This is a genomic window from Bartonella sp. AP4SXKL, assembly GCF_042195845.1.
Taxonomy (GTDB): Bacteria; Pseudomonadota; Alphaproteobacteria; order Rhizobiales; family Rhizobiaceae; genus Bartonella.
The window spans coordinates 86,724-98,250 of the sequence record NZ_JBHIPA010000010.1 but is presented as its reverse complement, the minus strand read 5'-3'; the positions used below and the strand labels follow the sequence as shown (position 1 = coordinate 98,250).

General features: G+C 40.1%; 10 protein-coding genes. 8 read left to right on the top strand and 2 right to left on the bottom strand.

All coding sequences use genetic code 11. The annotated features are described in order from the left end of the window. The first annotated feature begins 651 nt into the window (after window positions 1-651). From ACFIMI_RS06685 to ACFIMI_RS06675, 3 genes are all read left to right on the top strand, one after another. Complete coding sequence (locus ACFIMI_RS06685; RefSeq protein ID WP_375613550.1) at window positions 652-804, top strand: hypothetical protein; 153 nt, start codon at window positions 652-654, stop codon at window positions 802-804. A gap of 463 nt (window positions 805-1,267) precedes the next feature. Then, on the top strand, window positions 1,268-1,441 hold the full coding sequence (locus tag ACFIMI_RS06680) for a hypothetical protein (RefSeq protein WP_375612064.1): 174 nt from the start codon (window positions 1,268-1,270) through the stop codon (window positions 1,439-1,441). Window positions 1,442-1,506: 65 nt separating this feature from the next. Further along, a complete protein-coding gene (locus ACFIMI_RS06675; RefSeq protein ID WP_375613549.1) occupies window positions 1,507-1,632 on the top strand; it encodes a hypothetical protein in 126 nt (41 codons plus the stop codon). 996 nt (window positions 1,633-2,628) lie between these two features. On the opposite strand, the gene ACFIMI_RS06670 is transcribed toward ACFIMI_RS06675, so the two are convergent. Together ACFIMI_RS06670 and ACFIMI_RS06665 are read right to left on the bottom strand one after the other, a co-directional pair. Then, the gene (locus tag ACFIMI_RS06670) at window positions 2,629-3,849 is read right to left on the bottom strand and encodes an MFS transporter (RefSeq protein WP_375613548.1); all 1,221 of its coding nucleotides are present in this window, start codon (window positions 3,847-3,849) and stop codon (window positions 2,629-2,631) included. Between the two features lie 10 nt (window positions 3,850-3,859). Continuing rightward, entirely contained in the window at window positions 3,860-5,281 is a 1,422-nt protein-coding gene (locus ACFIMI_RS06665) for a coproporphyrinogen-III oxidase family protein (protein ID WP_375692360.1), read from the bottom strand. Between the two features lie 450 nt (window positions 5,282-5,731). Between ACFIMI_RS06665 and ACFIMI_RS06660 the strand changes: the two genes are divergently transcribed. The 5 genes from ACFIMI_RS06660 to zwf all read left to right on the top strand — a co-directional run bounded on the left by ACFIMI_RS06660 (window position 5,732) and on the right by zwf (window position 11,523). Beyond that, window positions 5,732-6,097 (top strand): hypothetical protein, encoded by a 366-nt coding sequence (locus ACFIMI_RS06660; protein WP_375681072.1) that lies wholly within the window; start codon window positions 5,732-5,734, stop codon window positions 6,095-6,097. 436 nt (window positions 6,098-6,533) lie between these two features. Beyond that, window positions 6,534-6,749, top strand: a complete 216-nt coding sequence (locus ACFIMI_RS06655) for a class I SAM-dependent methyltransferase (RefSeq protein WP_375692359.1) — start codon at window positions 6,534-6,536, stop codon at window positions 6,747-6,749. 458 nt (window positions 6,750-7,207) lie between these two features. Further along, window positions 7,208-8,635 (top strand): glutamine synthetase family protein, encoded by a 1,428-nt coding sequence (locus ACFIMI_RS06650; RefSeq protein WP_273790377.1) that lies wholly within the window; start codon window positions 7,208-7,210, stop codon window positions 8,633-8,635. Window positions 8,636-8,646: 11 nt separating this feature from the next. Further along, window positions 8,647-9,930 carry an NAD(P)/FAD-dependent oxidoreductase gene (locus ACFIMI_RS06645; protein WP_375668517.1) on the top strand — a complete coding sequence of 428 codons (1,284 nt, stop codon included), beginning with the start codon at window positions 8,647-8,649 and terminating at the stop codon, window positions 9,928-9,930. Window positions 9,931-10,050: 120 nt separating this feature from the next. After that, on the top strand, window positions 10,051-11,523 hold the full coding sequence (gene zwf / locus ACFIMI_RS06640) for a glucose-6-phosphate dehydrogenase (protein WP_375668499.1): 1,473 nt from the start codon (window positions 10,051-10,053) through the stop codon (window positions 11,521-11,523). Window positions 11,524-11,527 lie beyond the last annotated feature (4 nt).

Here is an 11,527-nt window from a genome sequence, read left to right as displayed (position 1 = left end):
ATCTAAAGTAGATAGTTATTCTACTGCCATGGCATTATTTGCCTCCATTTTTTTGTGGAAGCGAATAGTTCCGTTCTTAAAGACTAGCCTGCAATCTATTCATTAAAAGGCTTTTCATTTCATGAGATATAGCGTTTTGAATTTCATGACCTTTATTTCCTACCTCGGTAAAAAATACCGTGGTTATAAAATCGATCTTGTCTTTAAATCCTTTTATGCAATCTTTATAAACTAAACCTATAAGCTTATGACCGTTTCAAACGATTATTCCTTTGAAGGTTTAGCTCAAAAAAGAGCAAAACTCATACCATTTTTTAAACCTATACAATTTATGTTATCGATATTTTCAAACGACTAAATTTTTAAATAATGTGATTTGTGCTGTGATAAAAACGTACCATAAAATTTATGAACTGTTATGAATGATATCTGCTTTTCATTTCATTTGAACGTTTACATGCGTTATAATATTTGCATCATGATTTGCTTTTTACAGTCTATTCATCCATGGCAATCTTATATAAAAAATGGTCAAATGAATCACGTATAAAAGTATGGATTCTTAAGTGGATTCTTATAAAATAATTGCAAACAACATATTGACTTTATTGTGTTTTTTATATACTATACGATGTTTATGGGGTACCAGTTGTGCATACGCTTTATAGACAAGCTCTGCAATATCAAGTTGCTTCGGCTAAAGATGATTTTGTGTCTGAGAACGCAGGCCGTACATGGAGACTGAACAGCGAAGATGTACGGGCTTGCTGCGCACATCTTGTTGATGAAATGTATAAATTTTAAAATAATAAGGGTGGAGGATATGATCAAAAATGATAAGAAATACCGTTAGTTAGTCGTTGGTGGTACAGGAATATTGGCGCCCTTTTGCCGGTCATGAGGGCTGAACAACGTGATTATCGCAGCGCGTTTTCGTTCTCATCAATCCAAAATTGAGTTATTTCAGACAAGGGCTAAATGTATATTTTGGAGATTATTATAAGCCATAGGCACAATTTTTAAAAGGGGTACCACTATGGACGGGCTTGAAATATTGCATATTATGGGGGGCATTCGCCTGCACATGCATTTTCGTGTAGATTGAGATTGAGATTGAGCGGTTGGCCTTCTTACCGAAGCCTCTGTGTATTGTTCATGTTTTTGGTTCTAATGCAGAGGATAAAATAATCTCTGGATGTGCGCATCATAATAAGATTGATTCTACATCTGTAAAATTAGGTCGGAAAAGGCGATCATAGGGCCAACGGTGGTCAATGAGAAAAGTGTTTATGATCATGAGATTTGTGAGAGCCGTATTGAGAAAGAGTTTGCGCAAAATCTCGATAATGACTCTGATGTAAGATTGTTTTTTAAACTGCCAAGAAATTTAAAAATAGCCACTCCCATTGGTTCTTATACGCCTGATTGGGCGGTTTTTTAGAGTGAGATGGCGCGCAAAAGCTTTATTTTGTACTGGAAACAAAAGGAACGAATAGCGAGTTTGATTTGCGCCTTAAAGAAATGCTGAAGATTAAATGCAGCAAGGCGCATTTTACCGCCCTTGAGACTGGTGTGGTATTTAACGAGGTACCGGTGATGAGTTGGCGCGATTCTAAGCGGGGATGGTGGTAGAGAGAGTGGGGGCTGTGGTAAGAGTGGGCGGCACGAATGACGCTGTCTTTAGTTGCGTACCGCCAAGCTAATTTTGTGCTTTGCGGAATTCGCTAAGACTTTTGGACGTACCGCGTTTACCGCGTAATAAAATCTTATGAATATCATGCAGAAGGCGCGCGCAGAAGGGGGTGATTACGTGACTAGCTTCCCAATGCCGTAATTAAGTACAGCTACATAATGAGATAGCTCTTCAATATCATCAGTTGCACTGATACTTTTTCTTTATTTTCAAACAATAATAGGTCAGATGGTAACGATTATGTCCTTTCTATCTAAGAAAAGAGTAGCACCGCTTGCGTATATGCACGAGTAAAAGTCAATCAACATTGGTCTGAGGTAAAAACCGTCAATTATTTCTAATACACCTAAGGATTTCATAGCTTGCTCTAACGGTTTATATAAAGCCGCCCTTTTAAAAGGTGGATTGGGTGGAAAATTTATTGGGATATAGGCTTTATGAATCTCTCGAACTAAGCTTCCTACTATGCAGGCCCTAAGGCGTGATTGCATATATGGTCGCATCTGTTGCTCGTTGTGTAGGCAGAGATCCTAGATTAGGAAAGGAGGGCTGGTCTTTTAATTACAAAGGAAGAATACGGCGCGTAAGTGCAACAAAATGTATTTTGAGGAGCGGTAAAGGGGTGAGGCATTTGATGTCCAGCGGGTGACGGATTAACTGGAGTATAAGTAGGCATTGCTAGGGCGGAGTTTTTAGTTAAGAATTGCGCTCTGTGCGCTATAAGCTCTCTGCATCCTTCATATAGGCGTTGGATCATCGCCCAATGCAACGTAAAGGGGCTGTTTTGTCTTTAGCGCTTGTTTGGCTGCTTCTATAGTGCCGCTGGCTCTATCAGCCATTATGGTGATAATTTTCTCGTCCAAAGAATAGATCAATTGATTGCGTAATAGGGTATGTGTGCCTTTTTTGACCGTGTCTTTTTTAAAAAGCAGCTGTTACCTCGTGGCAGGGTTGGGTGTGTCTATATGATCAGCCTGCCAAAGAAAAGGAAGCGTTATCGCGATAGCCACCAATAGGAGCCCAGCGATAAAGGTGGCAGCAAACTGCAATGATATAAAAGAACCAAGGACGCCGACCAAAAAGCTTCCGACCGGCGTTCCAGCATAGCCGATCACTCGAAAAGCAGAATTAGCTCGCCCGAGAAGTTGCTTTGGTGTGAGGCGCTGCCTGAAGGCGGTAACACCAATAAACCATAAGCTTGCTCCAATGCCAGCGATAAAGGTGACGCCCCATACGACGACAGCACTTTTTGAAAAGGCTGGAATCAGCAACAAGACAACCGTTCCTAAACCGTCAGTGAGAACAGCTAGGCGCACCGGTGCATAACGTATACGCGGTGCAAATAGGGCACCTGCCATTGTTCCAAGCGCGTAGGCTGCAAACATCACGCCATATTGGCTGCTATGTAGGCCCAGATACTGACTGTCGGTAACGAAGAAGATGAATGAGGTTAGGAATGCTCCAAATACCACCGATAGAAAGAATGTGAGTAATGTAAGGGAGGAAAGATGCCGATTTGAAAAAATGAAATGAAAGCCGGCAATGATATAACGGAAAGTGATGTTTTCTTTATCAGGTGTTGGCGATGTCGGAACAGCATGGCGAGCGGTAAAAATCAATGTGATAAAAAGCACGATTAAAAGGCCGAGAAATAGCAGTGTGCTATGCGCTAAAATGCTGCTTGTTATGACAGGGGCAAGAAAATAGGAGACCCCGAAATCTAAGAACAAGACAATAGAGTAGAAGGTCATCAATCGCTCTCCCTCCATGATAAGTGGTGGAATCGTCATTATATAAGCTTCGGCAGAAACGACGATGAATCCAGCAATGGTTGCATAGAAGAAAATTTGTTCGGCTGGAGTAATCTGTATCATAAGTAGTATGAACAGGACAATATGCAGTAGCATGAAGATGAAGAGAGCTGTGGTGGCAAGTTTTATTTTGTCGCAGCGATCAAGTAAAACGCCTGCAAGGATGCCGAAAATTGGCCACGCTAATGAGAAGAGACCTTGCGCCCAACTTACTCCGACTACGCCATATCCAGATTGTCTTGCTAATAGCGGGATGGCAGTGCGCAAAGCACCGCTGAGTAAGGCGAGCAGACTAACGGTTAGGCAAAAATAGCGTATGTTCTTGTTGGCAAAAAGCGTGAACATTCTGTTCTCCTTAAGATGCCACACAGGTTTCCGCTGGTCCATCAAGTACGGCGGTTGTATTCAGCATGTTTGCGACATAGCCGTCCAAGATATTCCTATCTGCCTGAGGTAGAAGAAAATACATAAGGTTGGAATACCATTGCCAACCACGCTGAGTCAGCTGGAGATCGTTATCACTTTCTGCGATGAGACCTGCACCTATGAGCTGTTGTAGGTTATTGTAAACGAAAGAGGGGAGTGCGGTCCAGTCAATTCTTTCTTTTTTGGCATAACCGTTATAAGGTAGCCTCATACACAAAGCCTTGGAGGCTTGTTGCTCTGCTGATACCCAATTGTAGTATACTTTGGATTTGCCTTTAAGTTGTATGTCGGTAATGTATCCGCTTCGACTGGGATTGGCTCGTGTGACGAGTGAGCCGAGAATCGACATTGCTGACGCCCCGAAGCCAACCACATAATCGTCATGATAACCATGCAAATATTTGTGATAGCGGAAATAATTAGCTGAACTCGTTTTAGCGAGCGTTAGAGGAGTGTTATTGGCAATTTTGATATAGGAATGCCCATTACACGGCGCATAGCCGCAGCTGCGCATAACGATGTCGCTAAATAAGCGAAGCATCTGTCGATGCTGTAGGCTGGATGGCTTTAGCCCTTTTTGTGCGTAAGACTTATGCAGTTGCGACGTGATAGCCAGATTGTTAATTGCATAGAGGTTGATGGTTTCAGGGTGAAGCTCGCTGGCTTGCTTCAAATCGTATAATAGTTCTTCGGCTTGCTGGCTGTGCATGCCATATAGTAGGTCTAAACCGACATGTCCAATTATCTCTTGTGACCAAGCTACGGTATTGTTGATTTGTTCACGTGTTGAGGTGAGGTTAAACAATGATCGGAAACGCTCAATGAAACTCTGTATACCGAAGCTGATCCGGTTAACGCCGATCTCACGGGCAGCATAAAGTTTATCACGTGTGACGCTCTTCGGTTCGCTTTCCAGTGTAAGCTCAGTTAAGGAAGAGAGCTCAAATTCGGCATGCAATACTTTTCCGATGTGGCGGATATTATCTGCAGACAAAAGCGACGGTGTGCCGCCCCCTATATAGATGCTGCGGATGGGCCCTCTAAGCGAGCGAATGAAATTTCCTTTGTTTCTGATCTCTGTGGTAAGCGCTGACATATAAGATTCGATTTGCTTAACGTGCTTGTAGGCCCCTTTCTGAAAGGGACAGAAGGAACAGATGGTTTCACAAAAGGGAATATGCAAATAAAGAGAAATGGTACGCGCTTGTGGAATCTGCTTACTTTGCGCTAGCTTATTAAAGTCTAGGTAATTGTAAAATTCATTTGAAATAGTGCGAAATAACGGATATGTGAAGTTGTAAATCAGCTTGAGTTGATCGAATTTCACAAAAGGATGATCCACGAGTTGCATAGCTTATCTCCCCCAATTTCTTAACGCGCACTATATTATTGACGGGCGACTGGTGATCCAATTATCCGAGTGTATTACCAAAGATTTTCACGGAACATAATGAATCCTCCTTTTGTAGAAGTTATATGTATTATACATATAACTCATTATATGAACAGATGAGCTTGTTTAAGAGGCAATGTAAAGATAAAAATATAAAAGAACTTTCTCTTGCAGCCTTATGGTCTGATATTGCAATTGGTATCCTGTTTTACGTGGTCGGGCTATGGATGCCTAGGGCGAGAAAAAGCAGGGTATTTTAATGGACGTGCGGGGCATCATTGTTATGTTGCTGGGACTTGGAATTTGCGTCTGGTTATGAGATATCATTAGCGCAAAAAGATGGTTTTAAAGGTAGAGATACATTTTTTAATATCCCTGTAAAACTTCGAGAAGAGATAGAGTTATCCTATTAGAAAACATATAAATATCCAGTGTGATAATATTATCGAATTACATGACATCATCACTCTTGCACGCCATTTTGATATACTACCTAAAATCTCATTGAGATTGTGCCATGTACTGGCAAACGGGGATAGATCGCGTTTTGGTATGACTGCGGCGGAGTTACGTGCCGCATTATCTTTGCTAGAATCCAATAGGATTAGGCTTAATGGGGCGCCTTTTCATGTGGGCTCTAATTTGAATTCGACTGAGTTAATAGTATCCACCTTAACTAAGGCTGGAAAGGATATTTACGCATTGAAGGATCAAAAAAGTTTTATCAGTTTAGGCGGGGATATCCGACTTCCACAGCGTTCTGCGATGCCATGACGATCAATGACGAATACCCTCGTAAAATTTATGAGGCATTATCACAATTGGGTTGTGGTTTACATAAGCTTACGGTAATTATTGAACCTAGGCGTGTTATATCTAAAGATTATGGTTATTTATTTTCAAATATTAGCTCTATAAAAGAGCAGAATGGTACGAACTTAATTACAATCTGGGCTCTGGGGATGTGTACTCAATCTGCACAGTATCACTAGGTCAGAAGTCAAAGTATGTGAAAGCAACTGATACAAAAAAAAATTTACGATGGTGGAAGATCGACGATGAAGGACTTTAGTTCAAAGGAAATTGATATTATTGTGTTCTCATATCCTGATTTTTTGGCTTTTTAGATATAAATAACACATCTCCTAGTGGGCTGGAGACTATCAGATGTTGGATCCCGCATGGCGCAATTAGCAAAAATTCCTATCTATTGGATTTGGTATGCTCTACTGGATTCTCAGCTCTAAATATTGTGTGCGAAGAGCAATGTCAAGCGGTGGAAATTGATATAAGTGCAGAGTTTGTACCATCCGCTCAGAACAAGGTTGATAGCTCTATTATGCAGGCGATGGTTAAGTTTCATATTGGAAATGCTGAGCGTATGTCTTATCCTGAAAATACATTTACGCATATTATGGCGGGGTGAGTGTTTGTAAGCACTAGCTGTAAAGGCTACTCACCATCCTAGGGTGTTTACTTCTATGTGGATAATAATAGAGTTACAAAACTTGCTTCATAATATTAAAAGAAAAGTTGCCTTTCTTTTAATTAAGCATTGCTACAACCAAAAGGAAATTAAATATCTCGCCTTTATTATTCTCGCCAATGTTTGTTTATATATGATTATTTGAATCGGAATTAGGTTACGTACAATATGGTATTTCTCGCTGTTTTATATAAGGAGAAGGTTCGCACCGATGTATCGCGTGCAATATCAATTTTTTCACTATGGTGATAGGATAGCTTGTTGAGCGTAAAGTTCTTTTACCTTGATGGATCTTATAGTATTATTCAAAATATCAGTTGATAAATTTTTTTCGTGTCGTTTATGCATGGGCTGATACAATAAGAATAGGACTTGATTGTTTTTAAAGTTGGTATGTTATGGATGTAAAAAATGGTAAACAAACGAAAAGTAAGAATTTTAAACCTGTTTCTCGTTTTCTCAAAAGTTTACGTGGTGTGCACAATTGGGAACAAGTTTCACAATGGCTTGCTTTCCGTAAGGTAGAGGATATTGAATGTATTACGCCTGATCAAGCAGGGGTACCACGGGGCAAGATGATGCTTTCTAAAAAATTTACATCGGAAACATCATTGGCATTGCCTTCAGCAGTTTTTATGGCAACAATTTCAGGGGATTATCCGGAAGATGGTCATGGTTTTGAATATCCTAAAGCAGATGGTGATTTACGCCTTGAGCCTGATCTTTCTACGTTAAGCATTGTTCCATGGGAAGATGCTCCTACGGCACAGGTGATTTGTGATCTTGTGTATCAAAATGGTCAGGTTGTAGATTACACACCACGCAATGTTTTACGAACGGTGGTTCACTTTTACACAAAAATGGGTTTAAGCCCTGTTGTTTCACCAGAAATTGAGTTTTATTTGGTACAAAAAAATCCCGATCCTGATTATCCGTTAGTTCCACCGGTTGGTCGTTCTGGGCGTTCAATTGGTGGTGGACAGGGGTATTCCATTGCTGGTGTTAATGAATTTGATGATTTGATAGATGATATTTATCAATTTTCAGAGGCACAAGGATTGGAAATTGATACCCTCATTCATGAAGAAGGAGCAGGTCAGTTTGAAATTAATTTACGTCATGGTGATCCTATTGAGTTAGCGGATCAAGTTTTTATGTTTAAACGAACAATTCGTGAAGCAGCACTAAAACATAATATGTATGCAACTTTTATGGCAAAACCCATTCAAGGGCAGCCGGGTTCTGCTATGCATATTCACCAATCGGTTGTTGATAAGAAAACCGGTATGAATATTTTTACACAGGAAAATGGTGAAGAAAGTATCTGTTTTCGCCATTTTATTGGTGGATTGCAAAAACATATGCCAGGGGTACTTGTGATGCTTGCACCTTATGTGAATTCTTATCGACGTCTTGTCCCTGATAATTCGGCTCCTGTTAATTTGCGATGGGGATATGATAATCGTACTACAGCTTTTCGAGTTCCCCGTTCTGCTCCTCAAGCGCGACGTGTTGAGAATAGACTTCCTTCATCAGATGCGAATCCTTATTTAGCTCTTGCAGCTTCTTTAGCGTGTGGTCTTATTGGTTTGCAACAAAAAATTGAGCCGGATGAGCCAGCGACAAATAATGTAAACGCTGATAATATTGAGTTGCCGCGTGGACTCATTGAGGCAGTCAATTTGTTTGAACAAGATACAGTGATACGTGCTATTTTAGGGGATGTGTTTGTCAGTACTTATGCTGCAATCAAACGCCAAGAGTTTGAAACTTTTATGGAAGTAATCAGTCCGTGGGAGCGTGAATATCTCCTGCTGAATGTTTAAATTTTATGACGATGATTGATTATAATTCAATTTCTCCAGGAATTTCTTGGTATGAAGATGCTTTAAGAGAACGTCCATCGTATCCTTCTTTTTGTGAAAACAGACAGTGTGATGTGGTCATTATTGGAGGCGGATTTACGGGTCTTTCGGCTGCTTATCATTTAGCCAAGGCTGGAGTAGATGTTGTTTTATTTGAAGCATCACGTTTTGGTGATGGTGCTTCAGGGCGCAATGGTGGACAGCTGGGAACAGGGCAACGGCAATGGGTAGAAACATTAGAAAAAAAGTATGGTTTTGAGCGGAGTAAGGCTCTGTTTGATTTGGCAGAAGAAGCTAAAAGAGATATTTTAGCTTTATGCGCAATGCCTAATTGTCCGTGTGATTTGATAGGAGGACAGCTTTCTGTAACTCATAAAAGGCGTGAGCTTCTCTCTTATCAACGGCATATTGAGGCGATGCAGCGTTATGGCTATCACGCGCTTACTTTTATGGATAAGGCTGAAACATTTGAGCGACTTGGATCAACTTTTTATTGTGGTGGTATTTATGATGCGGATACCGGTCATATAAATCCCTTAAAATTGATTATTGGGTTGGCAAAAAGAGCACAAGATGCTGGTGCTAAGCTTTATGAGAAGTCACAAGTAACGACCATAAGGCGCAAGGGAGCACATTGGAAAGTAATAACAGAAAAAGGCAGTGTAACAGCAGAGCATGTTTTACTTGCAACAAATGGGTATAAACTTGGTCTGGAGCGTTTTATTGAGAAAAATATTGTTTCTATTCGCTCTTATATTGGAGCAACGGACCCATTACCAAAGCATAGTTCAATTCTTATAGGGGGGGAATCGGTTGATGATTCCCGTTTTATGGTTCGCTATTTTCGCAAAAGCATTGATAATCGTCTCTTATTTGGTGGTGTAGAAAGTTATGATAATAAGCATCCTCTAAATTTAGATGAACGTATAAAACGGCAAATTGTTGAAATTTATCCTCAATTACATTCTATCAATTTAAGCCATCGGTGGGGAGCAACGGTTGCCATCACAGTTGAACGCATGCCCTATGTTCGCCAACTTTTCTCAAGGATGACTTATTGTGGTGGTTATTCAGGGCATGGCGTTATGCTGGCTCCTTTCGTGGGAAAATTATACGCAGAATGGTTAACTGGAAAATATGAACGTTTTTCCTATTTCCAAGACTTAAAGATTTCATCTTTTCCGGGGGGACGCGTTTTGCGTTATCCGCTTATATTTTTAGCAATGCGTTGGTTTTCTTTATTGGATCGCCTTTAATGTAAACATTGCTTGAAATGAAGAAAATTAATGGCTTATTTAGTATCTGTCTGCTTTAATGATGAAAGCTTTTATAAGTGATATGGGATTTCATAATCGAATAGAAAAATAAACAAGTTCATGGTGCGTAAAATTATTCCAGTTTCTTCCTTTGATTGTATTGTTTTTGGTGGCAATGGTGATCTGGCGTTGCGCAAGCTTTTGCCGGCTTTATATCATTGTCAGTGTGCTGGGCAATTCAGTGAGCCAACACGTATTATTGGGGTTTCGCGCACTTCCTTAAGTTGTGAAGAATATCAAAATTTTGTTCGCATTTCTTTAGAAAAACATATCCATCCAAAAGATCTCAATTCAACAGAACTCAATCGTTTTCTTGCACGTTTAACTTACGTTTCTGTTGATGTTACCTCAAATCGAGGGTGGGAGGATTTAGCTCTCCTTCTGTCACAAGATTCAGCAGATATTCGAGCTTTTTATTTGGCTGTTGGTTCGTCACTTTTTGCTGATATTGCGATGAAGTTGGGAAAAAATAATTTGGTGACAGCACAAACACGGATTATCATTGAAAAACCAATTGGTTGCGATGTAAAAACAGCTATTTCACTTAATGATGTATTTGCAAGCGCCTTTAATGAAGAGCAGATCTTTCGCATTGATCATTATCTTGGGAAGGAAACTGTTCAAAATTTAATGGCATTGCGGTTTGTTAATACACTTTATGAACCGCTATGGAACTCCAATTATATTGATCATGTTCAAATAACCGTTGCTGAATCTTTAGGGTTAGAGGGGCGTACAGAATACTATGAAAGCACTGGTGCTCTACGCGATATGGTTCAAAACCATATGCTACAGTTACTTTGTTTGGTTGCGATGGAAATACCATTTACCAACAGTGCTAATGCTGTGCGCGATGAAAAACTTAAAGTTTTACATTCTTTAACACCGCTTGATGTCCATAATGTAGGGCAGCATACTGTACGTGGGCAGTATCTTTCTGGTCTATCAAATGGTATATCGGTAGAGTCTTATTTTGATGATCTAGGAAGAGTGAGTAAGAGTGAAACATTTGTAGCACTTAAGGTTAAGATTGATAACTGGCGTTGGGCTAATACGCCTTTTTATTTACGAACAGGTAAGCGCATGTTCACGCGAATGTCTGAAATTGTTGTGGTTTTTAAACCTATTCCTCATAATATTTTTAATGTGGATTTAGATGAAATTTTTTCTAATCGGCTTGTAATTCGTCTCCAACCTGATGAAGGTGTAAAACAATGGTTGATGATTAAGGATCCAAGTTATGGCGGTATGCGGTTTCGTCACATTCCATTAGACATGAGTTTTGCTTCCGCATTTTCTGAACGTAATCCTGATGCTTATGAACGTTTATTAATGGATGTTATTCGTGGAGATCAAACACTGTTTATGCGTCGTGATGAAGTTGAGGCTGCTTGGCGTTGGATTGATCCAATCATTGAGGGATGGGAAGCAATAAAACAGCCTGTTCACAGTTATAACGCTGGTTCGTGGGGTCCGTCTGCTTCGATGAGCCTCATGGAACGTGATGGACGTATATGGAACAATTTAGTTTAGAGCA

Excerpts from the sequence above, each read along its gene's own strand:
- ACFIMI_RS06670 (WP_375613548.1), bottom strand. The coding sequence starts at position 3,849 with ATGTTCACGCTTTTTGCCAACAAGAACATACGCTATTTTTGCCTAACC.
- zwf (WP_375668499.1), top strand. The coding sequence starts at position 10,051 with ATGGTGCGTAAAATTATTCCAGTTTCTTCCTTTGATTGTATTGTTTTT.
- ACFIMI_RS06650 (WP_273790377.1), top strand. The coding sequence starts at position 7,208 with ATGGATGTAAAAAATGGTAAACAAACGAAAAGTAAGAATTTTAAACCT.
- ACFIMI_RS06665 (WP_375692360.1), bottom strand. The coding sequence starts at position 5,281 with ATGCAACTCGTGGATCATCCTTTTGTGAAATTCGATCAACTCAAGCTG.
- ACFIMI_RS06645 (WP_375668517.1), top strand. The coding sequence starts at position 8,647 with ATGATTGATTATAATTCAATTTCTCCAGGAATTTCTTGGTATGAAGAT.